General features: G+C 40.2%; 21 protein-coding genes. 8 read left to right on the top strand and 13 right to left on the bottom strand.

The features are described from left to right. Positions 1-58: 58 nt before the first annotated feature. The 3 genes from MTN96_RS13705 (at position 59) to MTN96_RS13695 (ending at position 2,290) form a co-directional block, all read left to right on the top strand. On the top strand, positions 59-490 hold the full coding sequence (locus MTN96_RS13705) for an Lrp/AsnC family transcriptional regulator (RefSeq protein ID WP_004586320.1): 432 nt from the start codon (positions 59-61) through the stop codon (positions 488-490). Between the two features lie 75 nt (positions 491-565). Beyond that, a complete protein-coding gene (locus MTN96_RS13700; RefSeq protein ID WP_029772996.1) occupies positions 566-1,276 on the top strand; it encodes an AraC family transcriptional regulator in 711 nt (236 codons plus the stop codon). 150 nt (positions 1,277-1,426) lie between these two features. Beyond that, a complete protein-coding gene (locus MTN96_RS13695) occupies positions 1,427-2,290 on the top strand; it encodes a DMT family transporter (RefSeq protein WP_248531942.1) in 864 nt (287 codons plus the stop codon). Between the two features lie 67 nt (positions 2,291-2,357). On the opposite strand, the gene MTN96_RS13690 is transcribed toward MTN96_RS13695, so the two are convergent. The 3 genes from MTN96_RS13690 to MTN96_RS13680 form a co-directional block, all read right to left on the bottom strand. Further along, complete coding sequence (locus tag MTN96_RS13690; protein ID WP_248531941.1) at positions 2,358-3,353, bottom strand: patatin family protein; 996 nt, start codon at positions 3,351-3,353, stop codon at positions 2,358-2,360. Between the two features lie 282 nt (positions 3,354-3,635). Next, the gene (locus MTN96_RS13685; protein WP_004586324.1) at positions 3,636-4,625 is read right to left on the bottom strand and encodes an LLM class flavin-dependent oxidoreductase; all 990 of its coding nucleotides are present in this window, start codon (positions 4,623-4,625) and stop codon (positions 3,636-3,638) included. A gap of 140 nt (positions 4,626-4,765) precedes the next feature. Beyond that, complete coding sequence (locus tag MTN96_RS13680) at positions 4,766-5,509, bottom strand: siderophore-interacting protein (protein ID WP_248531940.1); 744 nt, start codon at positions 5,507-5,509, stop codon at positions 4,766-4,768. A gap of 123 nt (positions 5,510-5,632) precedes the next feature. On the opposite strand from MTN96_RS13680, the gene MTN96_RS13675 reads away from it, so the two are divergent. The 3 genes from MTN96_RS13675 (at position 5,633) to MTN96_RS13665 (ending at position 7,794) form a co-directional block, all read left to right on the top strand. Next, positions 5,633-6,052, top strand: coding sequence for a MarR family winged helix-turn-helix transcriptional regulator (locus MTN96_RS13675; RefSeq protein WP_024032379.1), 420 nt, complete (start codon positions 5,633-5,635; stop codon positions 6,050-6,052). Positions 6,053-6,133: 81 nt separating this feature from the next. Beyond that, positions 6,134-6,547: a S24 family peptidase gene (locus tag MTN96_RS13670; protein WP_004586327.1), complete on the top strand. Its 414-nt coding sequence runs from the start codon at positions 6,134-6,136 to the stop codon at positions 6,545-6,547. Continuing rightward, complete coding sequence (locus MTN96_RS13665) at positions 6,535-7,794, top strand: Y-family DNA polymerase (RefSeq protein ID WP_248531939.1); 1,260 nt, start codon at positions 6,535-6,537, stop codon at positions 7,792-7,794. Before MTN96_RS13670 ends, MTN96_RS13665 begins: the two co-directional genes overlap by 13 nt. A 1-nt stretch (position 7,795) precedes the next feature. Here the strand turns inward: MTN96_RS13665 and MTN96_RS13660 are convergent, their stop codons facing one another. The 5 genes from MTN96_RS13660 to MTN96_RS13640 form a co-directional block, all read right to left on the bottom strand. Continuing rightward, complete coding sequence (locus MTN96_RS13660) at positions 7,796-8,251, bottom strand: hypothetical protein (protein WP_248531938.1); 456 nt, start codon at positions 8,249-8,251, stop codon at positions 7,796-7,798. Between the two features lie 177 nt (positions 8,252-8,428). Beyond that, positions 8,429-8,944, bottom strand: a complete 516-nt coding sequence (locus tag MTN96_RS13655; RefSeq protein WP_004586331.1) for a DUF4240 domain-containing protein — start codon at positions 8,942-8,944, stop codon at positions 8,429-8,431. Further along, on the bottom strand, positions 8,944-9,135 hold the full coding sequence (locus MTN96_RS13650; RefSeq protein ID WP_248531937.1) for a YwbE family protein: 192 nt from the start codon (positions 9,133-9,135) through the stop codon (positions 8,944-8,946). The genes MTN96_RS13655 and MTN96_RS13650 overlap by 1 nt, the downstream gene beginning before the upstream one ends. A 59-nt stretch (positions 9,136-9,194) precedes the next feature. Further along, on the bottom strand, positions 9,195-9,476 hold the full coding sequence (locus MTN96_RS13645) for a hypothetical protein (protein ID WP_029772991.1): 282 nt from the start codon (positions 9,474-9,476) through the stop codon (positions 9,195-9,197). 3 nt (positions 9,477-9,479) lie between these two features. Further along, positions 9,480-9,692 carry a hypothetical protein gene (locus tag MTN96_RS13640; RefSeq protein ID WP_004586334.1) on the bottom strand — a complete coding sequence of 71 codons (213 nt, stop codon included), beginning with the start codon at positions 9,690-9,692 and terminating at the stop codon, positions 9,480-9,482. Positions 9,693-9,781: 89 nt separating this feature from the next. On the opposite strand from MTN96_RS13640, the gene MTN96_RS13635 reads away from it, so the two are divergent. After that, positions 9,782-10,609, top strand: coding sequence for an ion transporter (locus MTN96_RS13635; protein WP_248531936.1), 828 nt, complete (start codon positions 9,782-9,784; stop codon positions 10,607-10,609). A 66-nt stretch (positions 10,610-10,675) separates the two neighbouring features. On the opposite strand, the gene MTN96_RS13630 is transcribed toward MTN96_RS13635, so the two are convergent. Next, the gene (locus MTN96_RS13630; RefSeq protein WP_248531935.1) at positions 10,676-11,791 is read right to left on the bottom strand and encodes a DUF748 domain-containing protein; all 1,116 of its coding nucleotides are present in this window, start codon (positions 11,789-11,791) and stop codon (positions 10,676-10,678) included. Positions 11,792-12,066: 275 nt separating this feature from the next. Between MTN96_RS13630 and MTN96_RS13625 the strand changes: the two genes are divergently transcribed. Continuing rightward, entirely contained in the window at positions 12,067-13,221 is a 1,155-nt protein-coding gene (locus tag MTN96_RS13625; RefSeq protein ID WP_096043001.1) for a GGDEF domain-containing protein, read from the top strand. A 69-nt stretch (positions 13,222-13,290) separates the two neighbouring features. On the opposite strand, the gene asd is transcribed toward MTN96_RS13625, so the two are convergent. The 4 genes from asd to MTN96_RS13605 all read right to left on the bottom strand — a co-directional run bounded on the left by asd (position 13,291) and on the right by MTN96_RS13605 (position 20,841). Then, positions 13,291-14,430 carry an aspartate-semialdehyde dehydrogenase gene (gene asd / locus MTN96_RS13620; RefSeq protein ID WP_039972138.1) on the bottom strand — a complete coding sequence of 380 codons (1,140 nt, stop codon included), beginning with the start codon at positions 14,428-14,430 and terminating at the stop codon, positions 13,291-13,293. Positions 14,431-14,797: 367 nt separating this feature from the next. Next, complete coding sequence (locus tag MTN96_RS13615) at positions 14,798-17,515, bottom strand: TonB-dependent receptor plug domain-containing protein (RefSeq protein WP_004586338.1); 2,718 nt, start codon at positions 17,513-17,515, stop codon at positions 14,798-14,800. A gap of 95 nt (positions 17,516-17,610) precedes the next feature. Then, positions 17,611-19,212, bottom strand: a complete 1,602-nt coding sequence (locus MTN96_RS13610) for a hypothetical protein (RefSeq protein WP_004586339.1) — start codon at positions 19,210-19,212, stop codon at positions 17,611-17,613. 300 nt (positions 19,213-19,512) lie between these two features. Next, a complete protein-coding gene (locus tag MTN96_RS13605) occupies positions 19,513-20,841 on the bottom strand; it encodes a CDC27 family protein (protein WP_029772987.1) in 1,329 nt (442 codons plus the stop codon). Positions 20,842-20,853 lie beyond the last annotated feature (12 nt).

Below are 20,853 nucleotides of genomic sequence, written 5' to 3'. Positions count from 1 at the left end.
CTATGCATTAAAGTACAAATTTAGTAATTTGTAATAAACACATAACCCAAGGCGTTTTATGACCCCTTACATTTACGACTCATTAGATAACGCATTAATAGCCGAATTACGAAAAGATGGCCGCGCTTCTATTTCAGCCCTAGCCGATGTTTTAAAGGTGTCGCGCGGGACAGTGCAAAACCGCTTAGACCGTTTAGTCTCATCCGGCGCTATATTAGGCTTTACGGTGCGTGTACACGAACACATAGAAACCGAAGCTGTAAGAGCAATAATGATGGTGGAAGTGGTGGGTAAATCTACATCGCAGGTAATTAAAACCATGCGCGGCATACCAGAGCTAACAAAGTTACATACAACCAATGGCGCTTGGGATTTAGTGGCTGAAATACAGGCGGCAAATTTAGGTGAGTTTGATGGCGTACTCAGGCAAGTACGCGAAATAGAAGGCATTTTAAATAGCGAAACCAGTATATTATTGTCATCTACTTAGGTTTAATTAACGCCATGTTTTACTTAAAGTATGTTAGACAATACTCGGTTTATGTATTAGCTAATGGAGTAGGCAATGAATAAGCTTTCTATTCGGTATTATTCGCAAGATATAAAGCGCCACCAGCACAATTATCATCAACTCGTTTTACCCCTACACGGGGAAATTTTTATAACGTTAAATAATGACTATAAAACAACGGTGAGTACGGGCAGTTGTATCGTTATAGAGAAAAACGTAGTGCATGCCTTTACGGCCGATGAAGCCGCGCGTTTTATTGTGGCAGATTTAGACGCGCTCCCTGAAAACCTTATTAACCTTTTATGCCCTAAAATCTCAATAGATAGCCGTTTATTAAGTTACTTACAGTTTATAGAGCAGCAACTGCTCGTTGTTAGCGATGAAAAGCTTACTAATTCAACTTTTGATTTATTTTACTTATTACTTTGTGAGCAAAGCAGCCACAGTAATATTGATAAGCGAATAGATAATGTAATAACCACTGTTAAGCAAAATTTAGCCTACCCCTACACGTTAAAAGAGCTGGCCGATATAGCCTGTTTAAGCGTTACACAATTTAAAACTGTGTTTAAAAAAAGTACCACTATGAGTGCGCTGCAATATTTAACTATGTTGCGAATGCAGCACGCTCGCGCCCTTTTAACCCATTCAGACTTACCGATTGCTTTAGTAGGTGAGCGCATTGGTTATAACGATGCCTCTGCGTTTAGCCGCCGGTTTAATTTATATTTTGGACAGCCACCTAAAGCGTTTGCAAAGCAGTAATATAGATAACCTAAACACGAGATAATAAAGCAAGCTCAAGCAGAGCGTAGGTTAAATAGCGTCAGAGCAAACAATAACACCGTCTTTTTAGCATATTTCTAAAAACCTATATTGATACACTCAGTACATAGTATTTACGGAGGGTAATTAATGGCAACACACATAGGGTTTTTAGCAATATTTTCGTGGGGGCTTTTAGCATTACTAGGTAATTTAACCAAAGCGCTCCCGGCTTTTCAGTTACTTTTTATGTGCTTTGCACTTTCTTTTATTATTTTATTAGTAAAACGTTTTGCTACAAAACAGCCATTATTAACCCCTCCAAAGCTTTCTAAAAAACAAATGATAATAGGTGTTACCGGCTTATTTGGTTTTCACTTTTGTTATTTTATGGCTTTAAAATACGGCCCTTTAATAGAGGTAAGTTTAATTGTGTACCTTTGGCCATTATTACTGGGTGTATTTGTGGCTACCCCTTGGTCTAAATTTAAAGCAATATTAGGCGGATTACTGGGGTTTTTAGGCACGCTTAGTTTAATTACCGATGGCAGTGGGTTATCTATCAATAGTGAGTATTACTTAGGGTATTTTTTTGCAGGATGCTGCGCAGTACTGTGGTCTAGTTATTCTTATTTAATGTCGCAATTTAATAGCCAAGTAGATGACATAGGCTGGCTTTCGCTTATTGTGGCTGTGCTTGCCCTTTGTGCACATTTTTATTTTGAAACAACCGTTATTAGTTTGCCTGTTTCACAATGGCTAGGCGCTATTTTATTAGGGTTAGGCCCAGTGGGAGGTGCATTTTATTTATGGGATCATGGTTTAAAATTCGGTAACCGCTCGCTATTAGCCTCGTTAAGTTTTTTAACGCCGGTGCTTTCTACCTTTATTTTAATACTCGCCTCGCAGGCTCCTTTTAGTTGGTCAGTATTTATTGCTTTAGCACTTATTTTATTAGGCGCGGCGATTAGCAATAAAAAGCCATCTATAAATTTAAAAAAAGCATCGCTTTAATTTTTCCACTGCACTTTACCAACGCTTAAACTTAAGTAGTAATTTAAGTTTAAGCGTTAATACACAGCTACATAGCGTAGCTGTGTGCGTAATCTACTATACGTGCGTTTTGGCTTTTTAAATAAGCGCGGCCTGCTTTTACACCTAGCTTATGATCAAAGCGTAAATCGTCGTTTGAGCTACCTAATAATTTACTATGTAGCTTTTCGTCTGCAAAAATTTGTATAATTTCTACATCACTAGGCGGGTTGGCAATAAACGTTAGCTCGTCTAGGTATGCTTGCTCGTGTTGAATCAAGTAATCAAGTGTTTTTGGGCAGTAGCCTGATGCACATGCAAATGTTCTAAGCTTTTGAACCCATGCAGTTTGCGCCTGAAAATGCTCATCAACGGTTCTTATTACCACGATTTTTCGTGCGCCACGGTTATAAGCTTCGCGTACAGGCAAGGGCGCAGCTAAGCCGCCATCTAAATAAAAATCTTCACTTGATTGCTCTGCAGCTAAATGCGCTTCGTTTGCCGCTTTTGTACCTAACCAAGGAGTAAGTTTAACGCCTTGTTTATACAAAAAAGGTAACGCGCTCGATGCTTTTAACAAATCGCGCCATTGCTTACCCTCGCCTGTAGGTGAAAGGTAATAGGCTTTTCTGTCGCGTGCATTGGTTGCCGTTATAAGCAGCTCACGCTCGCCTAAGCTGGTTTTTGCTGTTTTAAAATCAATGGCTCTGTTTACTTCGGTGGTTTTTTCAAAGTACCAGTCTAAATCAACAATGTGCTTGCCCATTAAACCACGCCCTAATTGAAAAAAGCGTTTGTTACGCGAAAGCCCTCTAATTAAGCGTTTAGCGTAACCTTTTTGGCGCGCTAAATAGCTTGTTAAATTTTGCGAGCCGGCAGAGGTGCCAATAAATAAATCAAATGGGTCGTAGTTTTGCTCTAACCATGCATCTAAAACACCGGCTGTGAATATCCCTCGTTGTCCGCCACCTTCAGCTATCAGAGCAACTTTTGGCTGCGCTGTATGAGTAACTGAATTAGCCGATGCGGTTGTTAGAGCGTTCACGGTGTACCTTCCTTTAATTTAATGATGTTTGGTTAATAACTACATTATAAAAAATAAAAGTAATGTCTTAAAATTGATTGTTTAAATCAGTTTGATTGAAAAAACAGAACGATAAATAATGCAAAATGGGCCTTATCCTTGGCAACCTAAGTATGTTTAATTATCGATAGCGTTTGTTCAGACATCACTTAAAGTTAATAAGTTTGTATTCACTTTTAATGATGTCTACATAGTAGCAAGGCTTGTGTGTACGCTTGCTTAACTAAACACTTCCTTTTTTAATTAATGCTTTATTTCCATTAAAATTTCTAGAGCTCGGTGGCGTTTTTCGCTGTCGTAAACATCGTTGGTAAATATAAACTCATCCACTTCTAGCTCTTTAGCTATCATTTGTAATTTATGTTTTATACTCACATGCCCGCCAACAACGCTTAAGCTTAAAAAGTTTTCTACGTGGGCGCGCTCTTGCTCACTCCATAAACCTTCCATACTCTCTACCGGTGGCTTTAGCCACAGCTCTTTGCCGCGTATTAATTCAAGCACGCGTTGCTTTGAGGTGGTAGAGAGGTACTGCGCTTCTTCATCGGTTTCTGCTGCTACCAGCGGTAAGGCAAGCATTACATAGGGTTTATCGAGTACATTTGAGGCTTTAAATTCTCGCTTATATAGTGCGATGGCATCGTGTACAAAACGCGGAGCAAAGTGCCCTGCAAATACATAAGGCAACCCTTTTTGCGCGGCCAATTGGGCGCTAAACAAACTTGAGCCTAATAACCAAAGCGGTACGTTTGTGTCCTCCCCCGGAATAGCACGTATAGGGTGTGTGCCATTGTATGGGCCTAATAATGTTTGCAGCTCTGTTACCTCCCCTGGGAAGTTTTCTGCGCGGCTCATATCATTATTTAGCGCACGGCTGGTTACTGGATCACTACCAGGGGCGCGGCCAAGGCCTAAATCTATTCGTCCAGGGTATAAACTCTCTAACGTACCAAATTGCTCAGCCACAACTAAGGGCGAATGATTCGGCAGCATTATTCCGCCAGAGCCAACCCGTATACGCTGAGTTTTACCTGCAATGTGACCTACTAATATAGAGGTGGCAGCACAAATTATACCAGGCATATTGTGGTGCTCGGCCAGCCAAAAGCGGTTAAACCCTAATTGGTCGGCGCGCTGGGCGTATTTGGTGGTTTTATTGAGCGTATGAGAAACGCTGTCCCCTTTGATCATGGGGGCAAGCTCTAATAACGAAAAGGGAATGGAAGATAACAAAATAGCAGCTCCTTAAAATGCATGCTAATAATGGGCTTCATCATCAGCATAAAACACTTAAATGGGTCTGCTATTTATTCAATTCAAGTTAGGTAACGGATAAAAGCAAAATAGCGTTAGGCTGTTTTGCTCTAAGGTATTTATGCAAGCTCAGGGCTTTGCTGGCGCTCTTTTTTATAAACCTCTGAGTCTACGCCTTTTTTCCAATAACCAGAGGAAACTATATTACTGCGCGGTATATTACAATCCTGGGTAAGTAAGGTTTTTGCTTTGCGCACTAGCCCTGCCTCTAATGCCATAAATACAATAGGTGGCTCGTTCGTGTGTGGCAAATTGTTAAGCGCGCTGAGCATATCGGTATCCGGTGTATCTGTAATTAACCAATTAACATCGCGCTGCGTTTGTAAATCAATAATGTCTTGCTCAGTAGGGGCATGCACAAACGCGTCAATTTTTGCGCTGGCGGGTAACTGCTGCATGTACCCTTTTATTGCATTAACTGAGGTTAAATCGCCTAGTAATACATAATGCGGATGCTGGTAATTATCAAGCTTTTTAGGACCTGGGCCCGCTATGCCAACCTCGTCACCTACTTTTGCAGTTATAGCCCATTGCGTAGCCGGACCTTGGTGCATGTTTATTACAAAGTCGAGCGTTAACGCGCCCGTTGCATCATCAACGTCTCTTATTGTGTAAGAGCGCATGCACGCGGTTTTTAAATTAAAATCAACTTTGCCATTTTGGGGAATAAGCACTTTTACATAGCTGCCAATATGCGCTTGCGTTAAATCCGAAAACTCATCTGAGCCTACAACAATGCGCTGTAAATGCGGTGTTATTTGTTCAGTACTTAGTACCGTAGCTTTGCGAACTTGTTTACTCATTTAAAATCACCTCGTTTAACAAAATAGTTAACTGCTTTTTAAAGCAAGCATTGCACAACGCCCCATTGGTTGATAAAATCAACCATAACAAACTAATTGATATTGTCAACCATTAGAGAGCTTATGAACACGCTTTTATCAAATACCCTATTTGAGCTGATGCAAAATTACCGCGTAACAATTCGCGAGGCTATTAACGCAGGCGACCTGGGTATTAATGCTATGCACGTGCGTTGTATACACATTATTGCCAGTACATCTAACTGTACCGCTAACGACATTGTGACTAAAACACAGCGCGACAAAGCCCAAATTGCCCGCTTAATTAAAGATCTTATTGCCTTAAACCTTATTAATAAGCAAGCAAGTGAGCACGACAAACGCTGCTTTATTTTGTCGCTTACCGAGCAAGGCAATACATTGTTTGATAAGTTATTAGCCTCTGAGCAGCAAATAAATGATCAAATGTGTAAAAACTTAAACCCGCAGCAAATCAAAGACTTTTTAGATATCGCGCAACAAATGATCAAAAACATGGCGTGATCTGTCTTTCATTTCTTGGCATAACTTACACAAAACGCATATACTGTACACTTATACAGTATATGCGTTTTAGGTTGTGTTATGTTTGTTATTCCCGTTTATATAGAAGCCGGTGTGTGTGGGTTTGAATCGCCCGCGGCGCAATACGCCGAGCTCGGTGTTTCTCTTGATGAGCTATTAATAAAGCACCCCGACGCCACCTTTATTGGTATTGCCTCGGGTAATTCCATGCAAGAGGTGGGGATTTTTGAAGGCGACTTACTGCTTGTAGACCGTGCTGAGCAAGCCGATAACGGCGATGTTATTGTTGCCAACTTAAATGGCTTATTCGTGTGTAAGCTATTAGATAAAACCAATGCGCGGTTACTCTCTGCATCGCCTTTACATAAGCCGGTACAACTAACCTCAGCTGATGAGTTTCAGTTAGAGGGAGTGGTTACACTATCAATTAGAATGCACCGCCCAAGCCCTGAGCTATTAAAATGTACGCCTTAGTCGATGCCGTTGCATTTTATGCCAGTGCCGAAAAAGTGTTCGACCCCGCTATTCGCTCTAAACCTGTGGTGGTTTTAACTAATAACGATGGCTGCGTATGTGCGGTATGCCCGATTGCTCGGCGCTTAAACATTCCTAAATTTGGCCCTTATTTTAAAGTTAAGCACCTGCTTGAGCAACACAAGGTGGTTGTACGTTCGAGTAACTATGAGTTGTACGCCGATTTAAGCGCCAAAATGATGAACGTAATTGGCCGCTTTTGCGACACACAATACATATACAGTATTGATGAGTCGTTTTTGCACTTTAATGGCTACACCCCCCTTATACAAAGCTGGCACGAGTACGGGCATACAATAAGGCGCACCGTTTGGCGCGAAACTAAACTCCCTGTGGGTGTTGGTTTTGGCCCAACCCCTACTTTGGCAAAAGCCGCTAACCATGCAGCTAAAAAGCTAAGCGGGTTTGATGGGGTGGCCGTTATAAATAACGAGCAAAGCCGCCAAGCAATTTTACAAAGAATGAGCTGCGCCGATGTATGGGGCATAGGTAAGCGCCTAGCTAAAAAGCTTAATATAATGAACATACATACCGCGTGGGATCTGGCACAGCAAAACCCTAAAACCATGCGCCGCGCATTTAGTGTGGTGGTAGAGCGTACCGTAAGTGAGCTAAATAGTGTAGCGTGCTTAACATGGGACGATGTACGCCAAGATAAGCGAGAAATATATTCTACTCGCAGCTTTGGTGAGAGGATCAGTGAGCCAACTGCACTTAAAACCGCCCTTATTAACCACGTAACCACGGTTGCCAGCAAACTACGAGGGCAGCGCTCATTAGCAAAACAGCTTTATATATTTGCCGCCACTGGCAAACACGAAGACCGCTATTGTAAAAAGTCGTTTATATATAAATTTGCCACCCCCACTAACGATACCTGCGTAATGGCCAATGCTGTATCAGAAGTATTTACTCATATTTACCAGCCAGGTGTACGGTTTTATAAATGTGGTGTAGGCGCTTTAGAGCTTACCTCGGTGCAGTATCAGCAAACTGATTTATTTAGCCAAAGTGCTGATAACCCTAAATTAATGCAGTGTCTTGATACAATAAACAACCGCTACGGAAAAGGCATACTCACCCTAGCCAGCAGCAAACTAAATCAAGGCTGGCATATGAACAGAGATTACTTATCGCCCCAATACACAACGCGCTGGCACGATATACCGCAAATTCATTGCAAGTAAGTTAATCAACCTGTCTTGCAAATGTGCACTCTACTGCGGGGGTATTCTGCGTATATTTGAGCGTTGTAACACTGGTAAACTTAATGCTTTGTCTGATGGTTTTTTCGTTATTGGGGTCAATACAGCGGCTCATTTTTAAGCTGTTATCAACACCATCACTTTTGTATTTATACGAGCTAGTTACAAAACAAAAATTTGGCTTTTTAGTTGTACGGGTGCCGTTGTGTAAACTTTCAAACGCAATATGCTCGCCTAATTTAAAACCCGCGTCTGGGTAAACTGGGTTAATTAAACTCAACTGACTATCCACACACAGAGAGGAGTTAGCAGTTACCACCTGGTAATCGCCAAGCATTGTTTTTAATAACGGTATAAAACGGCTTTTATTACTCGGCGCAGCCAATGCAGATGAACTAATAAAGGTTGTCGAAATTAAAAAACAAAGTAAGGTTTTCATTAAGTGGGCGTATCCTCGTAATAAGTAACGTGCGGCGCTAACTTTTATAACTATAACAGAGATTTAATCTAAAAAAAGGACGCAGCACTTAGCATTATGTAATGCAGTGTTGTAGTTATGTTTTACGAGTAATAAAACAAAGTGGTTTATTTACTAAATAAGCCACTAAGAGTGACTTTACTGCCAGTATTTTGCAAATAATTGCGGATAGCTTTGTTTTAAAAACTTGGGTTTGTCTTTAAAGCGTTTACCTGCCGGTTGCTCGCCTGAGGGTACAAAAGGTAATTCGTCGTCGTTGCGCTCTTCAAATAATAAACCGGCTATTAAGTCGTATTCATCAATATAAGGGTAAGGTTGCTCATTTAAATAATACACAGGGGAGCACTGTGCAAGTGAGTCGGCATTGCTTAATGCGTTATTAAATACCGTCTCCCCGCGGGAGATGAGCCAGCACCTAAATTCGCTAAAACCGTATTCGTCGTTACAGCCAGCCATAACAAATGCAGCACCAAATAAATCCCAGGTAAAACATTTGCGCATGTGAATACCAAAAAATTTATCAAAAGCAATGAGCTGCTCGTCGGTTAACTCGCTCAATTTAGCTTTTAAGTTGTCGCTTACGCTTTGTGGGTCGAGCCCTAACTCAGGCGTGGTCACTAAATCCCAAAATTCCTGCTCTGTTAACGCTGTCATTATAAAATCTCTTTTACTCGGCCGACTTGACCATCTTCTAGGCGTACTTTAATACCATGCGGGTGATTAGGTGATTTAGTTAATAAACGCTCAACTACACCTTGAGTTAATGTGCCGCTGCGTTGATCTTCTTTTAATACGATATTTACGGTTGTACCTGGTGTGAGTTGCGAGCGCGATGGAACAGCCATGCTTTACATCCTAAAAATAATTTTGGTAATTATAACGTCCATAGCTAGGCAAACCAATGTTAATCAACTAAAAACGCTATTTGCTTAGCCGCTACCGGTAAGTTTATTTTGCTAAGCTCAGCGTGAATAATATCGACTAGCTGAGGAAAATGCGCTTCGGTGTCGTTATAGGCTATATCATCTTCAAAATAGCAGCTTATTTTTAGTGACTTTGCTTCATTTTTTAAATCAATGGTGTGTGTTAAATAAGCAAAACCATAATGAGTCGTTTTTATTTGCTCACAGGCGTTGGTGAGGGCTTGGCGTATTTGTTTATCGCGCAATTTTTGTGTTTTAGTCATAAATTATTGTGTTTGTTCACTTTGCTGTTTTTTATACTCTTCAAAATTTTTATCTTGATTTTCAAGGCACTCGTAATATTCTTTATCGGCTTTATAATTACATTCATCTAAACGTGCTGATTGAATTTCGTGAAAGCGAGCGTCGGAGCTGCACCCAGCAAGTACCGAAAATCCCACAAACAGCAATGCGCTTTTAGTTATTTGACTGATTAACATTAGAATTCCTTACACTTTCGTTATCGAAAGCAACAATATTATTGTATATTAGCGTCATAAAAACCTGACTTTGCATAGGACCCATAATTATGATGTCGCAGTTACAAAAGCTGTTTCAGCGTATAGACAAAAGCAAGATATTTCAATCATTTGTTATAGCTGTCATTGTTGTTTCTGCCCTCACCGTAGGTGCTCATACATATTCTCTTCACCCCACCGTAGAATTTATTCTAAATTGGATGGATGTAGGGATCACAGCTTTCTTTTTAATCGAACTCATTATTCGCTTTATTGCAAGTAAAGGAATAAAAGACTTCTTTTCAAAGGGCTGGAATATATTCGATACCATTATTGTACTTGGCAGCTTATACCCAGCTGCAGGATCAACTATGTTACTTGCCCGATTGCTGCGTATATTTAGGGTACTGCGTTTAGTATCTATGATCCCAGAGCTGCGTTTGCTTGTAAATTCGTTGCTTAAAGCCATTCCGCAAATGGGCTATATAGCACTGCTTATGTTTGTTATTTTTTATATTTACGCAGCCATGGGCAGTATGATGTTTGCCGATATTAACCCGGTACTTTGGCAAGATGTATCCATTTCAATGTTAACGCTATTTAGGATAGCTACCTTTGAAGATTGGACCGACATTATGTACGAAACCATGACGGTGTACGAGCTGAGCTGGATTTACTACCTCACGTTTATCTTTTTAACTGCGTTTGTGTTTTTAAACATGATGGTAGGTGCCATTTTAGAAGTAATGAGCGAGGAGCATCGAAATGCCCGTGAGCTAAAAGCGGATAATAACTCACTTCCTGCAACGCAAGGACAAGTGGTTGAACTACAAGCGCAAATAGCTGAGCTAAAAACGTTATTAAGTAAAACCTCAGATATTACCAACTCCAATAAATAGCTGATCTATTTTACTTGCTAAAACTTAAAAAGCCCTTTGTATTGAGTTAATAAAAAGGGCTTTTAGTTACTCACCTTGTTGTTCTTGCGTGCTTTCAAACGAAATAACATTATCAACCTTCATTTTAAATGCTTCAAAAAACGCATTTTTTAATACCGAAACCACGGCTTCAAAAGTAGATACATCAGCGTTATCTAACTGCCCGTCTATGGGCACCCGAGCAGCCACCAGCTTTGACTCGTCGTTTTCTAATAACGAGCTGAGTAAATCAATACTGCCTTCAAAAATAGCGGTAAATAGACCGTCATCATCTTTTTCTATATCTTCGCGCCACGAAAAAACACTTAAATCGTGCACACCCGCTTTTACATATCCATTTAAGTTATTATTGTTAGCGGCCAATTCCATTGCGCCATCTATTCCGCCGGCTTCAATGTCAAATGGGGTATACACTTTAAAAACAGTTTCGAGGTTTTTAACCGAAAAACGCTGCACTTCAACATTAAAATCAAAATTAGCTTCATCACTAAAAGGATCCAATTTACCATTTAAAGACAGCTTAGCTTCGCCCATTAGCTGCCCTTCTACTTTTAAACTCGTAACTAAAGTTTTAGAGAGGTTTTGTGCATTGGTAATATTGTTAATGTTAGCGTTTATATTTGATACGTAAGTAGGCTGCTCTCCTTCGCTGGTGGCGTTAACTAAGGTTACTTTACCATTGTCTATACGTAGCGTATCAATCGAAAAAGGCACGAGATCATTAGCAAGGCCTACCCACGTGGTTTCATCTTTCACCTGTTGGTTTTGTTCTGCGGTAGTTGGGTCTTTATCATAAATAACAATTTCTGGGCGGGTAAAAGCCATGTTGGTGACAAAATTACCGTTTAATAAAGCAGACCACGCAAGCGAAAAATCAAGTGTATCTATAGACAGTAAAGGCTTAGGCACCTGCGTGGCATCTACCGCGTAAATTTCTACCTCATCAACAGCGTAAGCGCCACGGTATAAGTACAAATCAACATCACCCACATGCCCTGTTATGCCTTGGGTTTGTTCAAGCTGCTGATTTACATAATATTGAACCGCATAAGGGGCTAAAGCTCTGAGTAAAATTAACCCCAAGGCTGTAAACACTAAAGCATAAAACCATTTTTTACGTGTATTTTTAAAAGTAGAAGCCATTATCTATCCTTATGTGAAGGCTTAACATCTCGGCATAAGTAAAAAATACCTGCATAAGTGAATTAAGTACCCACAAAACAGCGAAAACCGAGCGAATAAAGGTGTAATAGATCAGTACGAGCAAAAGCTATACCAAAAAAAGCAATTCATAGGAGTTGTGGGTACACACAATACATAAATATTTACAAATAGAATTTTTAAATACATAGCTTTACTCGAATTCCCAAGCAACCTCAACTACAGTAAAAAGTAACTAACACAAGAACATATAACCTATGAGCCCAGTCTTTTTTATTTTAATTACTCTTTTACTAACCAGTATTGTTTGGTCAGTTATATTTTTAATGGCGTGGTATACGTTAGGGAAAAAATCATATTCGTTATTTTGGGCCTGCGCATTTATGTGCTCTGCGTGTCAATGGGGTACAATATTATTGCGGCCCTACTTCGAATCAGAAACCTTATATTGGCTACTGGCTGTTAGCTTTTCTATGGGGTCTGTTATTTTGGGAACATGGGGACACAGTATACGTGCCCGAAGCCCTATCAAAATCGATTATTTGTTAGCATTAGCCGTGATTACGTTAGCTGCAGTTTATTATTATAAAGCCGTGAACGTTCATGTTGGTTTGTTTATGTCTTTATATATTTATTACGATATTTTACTGCTGCTAATAAACGCCGTCATTATAATAAAACATAAACCTAAGTCGCTACCCGCTGAAATTGGGGCTGCCATTACTTACACTTTGTGCGGCGTATGTTTATTTATTGCGGCCACCATCGCACTAATGCAAGGCAGCCAGGTTAACCAAGCTTACTTAGATTTATATACACTCATTAATTTTATAACAGTCCCAACTGCACATGTTGGTATGGCTGTATTTATTATTTTTATAATGGCCTCAGATTTAGCGCAAGAAATGCAAAAACTCGCCATGACCGACGTACTCACACAATGTATAAACAGACGTGGTTTTTACGACGTTGGCCAGAAAAAGCTTGAAAATAAATTAAGCTGCGAACAACACGTATCACTTATATATTGGGATATAGACTCGTTTAAAAATATAAATGATGAATACGGCCATGCAGGTGGAGATGAAGTACTAATCCAAGCAACAAAACGGGTAAGAGCGTGTTTAAATAAAGAAGATATATTTGCCCGTATAGGCGGAGAAGAATTTGTAATACTGATAGCCAGAGATTCAGAGCTAAAAGCAAAGCAATTTGCCGATACTCTACGTACTACTCTTGCAAGCAAGCCCATTGAATACAAACAACAATTTATAAATGTTACAGCAAGCTTTGGCGTTATAGGCATTAAATGTGCTACTATTCAAATAGACAAAGCGATAGATTTAGCAGATAAAGCGTTATACATAGCAAAACACGAAGGAAAAAATAAAGTAGTATGCAATGTCACTTAACTAAAATAACTAAAAAAGGGGTTAGCAATACGCTAACCCCTTTTTAATATACACTTTTAAATGCAGAAATTATTCACCGTCTACAATGATGCGAAGCATACGACGAAGTGGCTCTGCAGCGCCCCATAACAGCTGATCGCCCACGGTAAATGCGCTAATGTATTTAGGACCCATGGCTAATTTACGAATACGACCAACAGGAATACTTAAAGTACCTGTTACTTTAACTGGGGTTAAGTCAGTTGCACTAATTTCGCGCTCATTTGGGATAACTTTAACCCACTCGTTATGCGAAGCTAAAATTTCTTCAATTTTTTCTACGCTAATGTCTTCACGTAATTTAATGGTCATTGCTTGGCTATGACAACGCATTGCACCAATACGTACACATAAACCATCAATTGGCACAGGCTGTTTAGAAGAGCCTAAAATTTTGTTCGCTTCAACCTGAGCTTTCCACTCTTCTTTAGACTGGCCACTTGGCATTGGTACGTCAATCCAAGGAATTAAGCTACCGGCTAGCGGCACACCAAATTGGTCTTGTGGTAAATCGCTTGAAGCCATTTTTTCGCTCACTATTTTATCAATTTCTAAAATAGCTGAACTTGGATTATCTAGTTGCTCGGCAACACTTGAATGAATAGCGCCCATTTGTGCTATAAGCTCTTTCATATTACGAGCGCCGGCACCAGAGGCCGCTTGGTAAGTCATTGGGCTTACCCACTCAATTAGGTCTTGCTCAAACAAACCACCTAAAGCAAGTAGCATTAACGATACGGTACAGTTACCGCCTACAAAAGTTTTTACGCCTTGCTCTAAACCTTGTTCAATGACATCTTTATTTACAGGGTCAAGTACAATAATGCTGTCATCAACCATACGAAGTGCAGAAGCTGCATCAATCCAGTAACCATCCCAACCCGATTCGCGTAATTTAGGGTAAACCGCTTTGGTATAATCACCACCTTGACAGGTAACAATAATATCCATTTTAGCAAGTTCATTTACATCACTTGCATCTAATAACGGTTTTGCGTCGCCAGCAATATCAGGGCCGAGTTGCCCAGCTTGTGAGGTGGTGAAAAAGGTGGTGTCGATATGTGCAAAATCACTTTGCTGCTGCATACGTTCTAATAACACAGAGCCAACCATGCCACGCCAACCGACTAATCCTACTTTTTTCATTGTTTTTTCCACTGTTTGATTCATAAAAGATGCCTTAATACATTAAAAATTAAAATTCATTGCGTGAGAATTAATTTTTATTAAAACCAATCATATTAAGTTATTAATCATTTATAGCGGCAAATTAATAGCGAGATAACAAGCCATAAATTTTTATATGTAGCTGTTCTGCATCAAAAATTTATAACGCCTTTAGCGCTTTATTTAGCACACTAGAATGACTAGATATTTAAGTTGATTAGTATAAAGCTAACCTAACACCCCAAGCGCCCTAAAACTAGTGAATAAAGCGAAACTTAAATATTTTTCATAGTCATAAAAAAGCCCTGTATTAAATACAGGGCTAATCGGTAGTTAGGTTTTATTATATCCCCCTTCCTTGGGAAGAAAATTAAAACTCGTAGCTGTAACTTAAATCAAACGTTACACCTTGCTCTTTTGAGCGCACTATAATGTCTGATTGTGTTACCTCTTGATCTTCATCGAGTAAGTTTTTAACTTTAAACTTAATCTTAGAATTAAAATCAGGGTAATAAGTATAAACTAAATCAAGTGAGTGAAATGGCTGCTCATACGCGTCATCTCTATTAGCAACACCCGCTGCTAAAATTCGCTCACCAAATACGTTATAAACTAATGAACTGCTGTGCATGCCATCTAACGAATCGTAGTTTAATTGTAAATTAACTACATATTCAGAGTGGCCTGTCATACGTTTTTTAGGATTAGTTAATGTACCCGCCAGTGCTGGGTCAATAGACGCTTCAGAATCACTTAATGTGATATTACCGCTAGTAAATAGGCCTTCACTTACAAATGTTAAGTCTTGTAGCCATTCAGCTTCAATACCATAAACTTCTGCTGTTTCACCATTTATAAACGATGCTGAGTAATCTTCATCACCAATGTTTAAAACTGTTTCAATTGGCGCTGTAATATCTTTATAAAACGCCGCTACGCTAAATGAATTACCGGCTTGTCCGTAATATTCATAACGTAAGTCGTAGTTTTTAATTGGGCTACTTTTAATCCCCGTACGACCAAACGTTCTAATGTCGGTCAAAGGGTCATAATACGTAACAGGCACTACTTCACGAAAATCAGGGCGAACTACTGTTTCACCATAACCTAAGCGCACCTGGTAATCATCGCCACCTACATAGGTAACAGACAGTGCCGGATACCAATCATCGGTAATAACAGAGCCTGCTTGAATTTTATCTGGATCGTAAAAGGTATTTAAATCGTCTTCATCAAAAATAAGGCTCGATGTACCGATAGAAGATTGTTTAAATTCCTCATAACGAATACCACCGCTTATTCTTATCCATTGATCATAAAACACATCGAAAGACGCATAACCTGCATCCACCTTTTGCGCAGCAATGTAATCATCGGCATCAGGGGCTGTTGGCTCATTAAAGTCAACTAACACAGCGTTATTATCAATAAAGTCGTCAGTTAAAAAACCACTATTATTAAGCGCATCAGTGCTACCGTCGTTTATTGAAATACCTGAGCCGCCACTGTTGTTTATAGCAAAGCTTGAGGTATTAAATATTCGAGCTCTGTCAGAAAAATCGTAACCAACTTTAAACTCAACTTCCATAGACTCAAAGCTAAGCGGCAGCGTTAAGTTACCACCGTACGATTTAACACGCTCTTCCATATTGGTGTATGACATAATTACACGGTTATCATCCCCTGTAATAGTTGAGCCGGCATAGCTGCCATCACTATTATAAGTGTCACGAAACTCAAAGTCGGCACTGGTAGGTATATCAGTCGTTGCTTTAGCTTCGGTGTACTGCCAATCGGCACCAATACCAAAATAATCTAAAAAGGTATGTTGGCCCATAACTTGAGTAATGTTTAATTGGCGTTCTTCGTAATTAAACTCATGATTACGGTTTGCAATCCCATCACCCGCAATACTAAACGTAGAACTACCCGCAGGGCTTTGCGAAATAGCAATTTCAGACTCATCTTCATTATCAATAATGTAAAGCTGTTGAGCAGAAATACTGTGCGTACCTAACCGGTATGACAAGCTCAATGAACCGTTATAACTTTCGGTTTCAGTTGTCACTTGCGAATTTTTGACTGTGTTGTAACACGAGTTACTCACATCTTCACTGGTCGCTAACGACGTTGTACAATCAACATTGCCTTCTTCGTTTTCTAAATCTTGGGTGATAACTGAGCTAAAACGTTCTTCAAAATCCCATTCGTTTTTGTAAGCACCTGCCAGTAAAAACCCAACCTTGCCGCCAAAATAGCTCTCTTCAAAACTATCACCATAGTGGGCTTTAATATTATAACGCGGGTCTAACGACTCTTCTTTTAACTCATAATCGCGAGGAAGCGACTTTAAAAGTGCGTTATTAACAGCGGTTGCTTGTTCTGCACGCGTTAAATCGCCATCTTCAAAGCCTTCACTACTAACAATATTGCCAATACTAAAATCACCACGGTATGTTGAAATCGCCTGCGATAACTCACTTGGAATGCCATTTTCGTTACGATTGTAGGTAAAGCCGTCACTTGATGCCGTATCGTAACCTGCACCCACTTCTATGCCTGCTGTAAATTCACTCGGTGCGGTTTTAGTTCTAATATCTATATTACCGCCACCAAACGCTGCTGGCATGTCTGGAGAGTAAGCTTTTTGAACAGCCATACTTTCAATAATACTTGCAGGGAAAATATCCAGCGGAATAACGTTACGGGTTAAATCTGGGCTTGGGATGTAAGCGCCATTTAAACGCGCACTAGAGTAACGCTCACCAAGGCCCCTAACGTAAATAAACTTACCATCAACAAGCGTTAGGCCTGTTACTCGACGAAGCGCAGATGCTGCGTCGCTGTCGCCCGTGCGTGATAATTGTTCAGAGCCTAAAATATCGGCAACAAAGGCTTGGTTTTTACGTTCTTCTACAACTGCCGCAGCGCTCCCTTGTAAACGCGTACCTACAGCAACAACTTCTTCTATTTCTTGTTCGTTTGTTAACTGTTCATCGGCTTGTGCAGCAATTAAGCTAGTCGAATGAGCGACTAAACCTAAACCAATTGCCCAGGTAATTTGATTGAGTCTATGCTTTTTAGACATGAGATAATCCTAATCAGGTTATACAAAAGAGGCGCCTGACGCTTAAATAACAAGCCACAAGGCGCCTTTAATCAGAGGTTATAATGGTGTGCTATTTAGTCAGCATTTGCTGCTGTAACAGCCGCTTCAACCCATTTATACCAGCTAGAGTCTGTATCCTGATCCGATACCGCACCAATGTAGTTTACGCTTTCAAAAAATGAATCGCTTGTGCTTAAATCTGTTGCAGTAACCGTTACTTCTGCAGCTGCTGTGTTCGTTGCAAAACCGTTATCTGCAAGTACTGCAACATCATCAGTTAAGATTTGGTTAGCACCGTCATTTTCAAACCACGCTGTTTTTGTTTGACCTTCTAATGGGCCGCTTGCAAACGTATCTGTATCTGTAAAGTTTGCAGAACACGCCATTACAGAGCTTGTGAATGAGATTTTATCTGCTTGTGCTTCACCGTCGCCTGAGAACTCAATACATTGCGTGTTAGTTGCGTTTTGCTTAACGATAACTGTGTTGTAAATGCTTGAATTAAATTGGTCATCAAACTTGTAAGCTTGTGAAGGGTCGTCATCACGTACCGAGTTACCATCTGTAGTTACAACCGTTACATTGGCAACCGTTGGGTTAGATGGAGACACTTGCTCGGTAGACGAACCTTTAACACCATCAGACTCAAAGCCATTGTTACCCATGTTAACAACAGTGCCGTCGTTTAGTGTCACAGTACCGTGTTGAATAAATAAGTACTGAGCTTTACCTTGCCAACCTGCGTCAAAGTCAAACGAATCATCTTGTGTATCTGTTACCGCTACGTGTTTAAGCGTTGTAGCACCACCAAAAATTTCAATACCGTCATCAAAACCTTGGTGAATGTGTAGGTAATCAAACTCAGAACCAGAGCCAACTGCATTTAGTGTTAGTGAATTCAAATCATCACCTTCACCACCAACGCGAGGGCCTGAACCTGCGTACCAAATTTTAGCCCATTTAATATTACCGCTAGAGTCTGCATTATCGTTACCACCAAAGTAGCTTGTAATACCTTCAGAGGCTACGTTACACGTACCACCGTCACGCTCTGCATCAGTACATTGGTCAGTAATGCCGTTACCATTAATGATGATACCGCCCCAATCTGCGTAGCGTGCGCCTTCGCCTGCTGTATCAAAACGGTCAAACGCGTTTGCAGAAGTAAATACAACCGGCTTTTCTTCAGTACCTACCGCTTGAATTTTTGCACCACGTGCAATGCGTACAATTGCTTCACCTGAGCCAAATGCTAAAACGGCACCTGGTTCAACAGTCATTGTTGGACCATTTGCTGGTACTTCAAAGCCATCTACAGTGCTGCCGTCTTCGCCAATTTGTAATGCATCTTCAAAAACGTGAACACCGCCATCAGGTAGCTCAGCGAAAGTAATGTTGCTTGTGATAGAAATTGTTTTGCTTGCAAACGAGTCGTTGTATAAACAATCAATGCCACTTACTACGCCTGTTACCGTACCTGCATCTGATTCGTAGCTTGCACAAACAGCTTCTTCTTCAGTTGTTGAACCAGTTGTATTGTTTGAATTATTAACACTGTTATCTGTTGACGAGCTGTTATCGTTTACAGTAGGTGTAATTTCGATATCGCCGCCACAGCCAGCTAGTGTCATTGCAGTTGCTACTAGGCTGACCTTAAATAAATCAGATAATTTCATTGTTCACTCCGTTAAAGTATTTAATTATTTTGTTAGTGCATTAAGTAAAAACTTAAGTCACTTTAAGGCACGATACTCATGCATTAAGGTGACCTGAGTTATCGGATGCAAATAAGATACTGTAGAGATATGACAAAGCAGTTACAGTTTAGTAACCATAAGATGACAATAGTAATTAATTTAAATTCAACAACTTAAACACTTTAACAACGAAAAAAACCGCCCTAAGGCGGTTTTGGTGTTGCGATTATGAAATAGGTAAACGCTTCTTTATTTGTAAAATAGCGTTAGGGTATAAAGTTAAAGTAACGCGGCTTTAAGTGTTTGCGCATGCACTTTTTCACGCTTAACATATTTAATCCACTGCTTTGCTAAACGTTGTGATTTATCATGCTTTTGGGCTTGTTCAAACGCTAAAATAGACGCATCAAAATTTTGCATATTGTACTGTGCCATACCTAGCGCAACGTAAGCGTTTGATTCAAAATCAAGGCCGCCTTTATCAAGCGCCTTACGCGCAGCATCAGCCGCTTCTTCGTATTGCTCAGTGTTAACAAACACTTCTGCTAGGCGTTGATCGTACTTACCATGCTCTGATAGGTCAGCCGCTTTTGCAAAGTAGCTAATCGATTTTTCATCTTCTTTAGCTTGAATCATGGCCTCTGCAATAAAGGCATAGTTTTTCGCTGATTTTTCTACAATGCCTTTTTCTATCGCATCACTCATTGTTTTAGCTGCTTTGTATGCCAGGCCGTTATAAAGGTAAGTTTGCGATAATTGTCTTAAATCAGACTTGGTTTTTAAAAAGCCTTGTTGATACGCCGCTTCGATTACTGCTAGTTGCTCTTTCTCTTTACCGGTTTCTCCGTACATACCAGCTAGCTGAACCCAATACTCTGGTTTATTGTAAAGTTTAACCATGCGCTCAAGCACTGCAACTACTTTATCTGTTTGATTAAGTGAGTAATACATAGCGCGCTGTAGTACCAGCCAGTTTTCTTTAGGGGTTTTACCTTCGCTGTCGCTAAGAGCAATAACTTGATTAATGTACTCAAGCCCCTTTGGGTATTCTTTTAACTGGTAGTAAGTTTGCGCTCTAAGTAAGTAATACCCTTCTGTAATAGGTTTGGTATTTATTTCATCCCACTTATCTAAAAACGCGATAACTTTTTTATACTCGCCGTTTGCCATTGCAAGCTGCGCTAAGCTAAACGTGGTACTTAAACGTAATGACTCAGGAATAGCCTCTTCGGCTACCACTTTTTCAAACGAGGCAATGGCTTTTGGCAAATCATTTTCGTTGTAATAAATAAAGCCATAAAAGTTATGCATCATCGCAATTTCATACGAGTTCATACTTGAAGCTCGCTCTTGAATGCTATCAAGTGCTTCAAGCCCGGCTTTTACATCGCCATCATCAGCGAGCTTTTGCGCACGAGCAAGCTGGCTATAGACCTTCTCGCGCAGTGCGGGTACACGCTTTGTTTTTTGTTCTTGCTCTGCATGGGCAGTTGCTACGTTTAGCCCCGGCACAAGGCTTAGCGTACTTGGCACAACAATACTTGCACTGATCGCGGCAGTGCAAAATAATGCCAGTTTTAAATTTTTAGCTGTAGGTAGTAATTTCATAATCGCCTCGCT

The sequence above is a fragment of the Pseudoalteromonas sp. 2CM28B genome (genome assembly GCF_023161935.1).
This window is presented reverse-complemented; position numbering and strand designations above follow the sequence as displayed.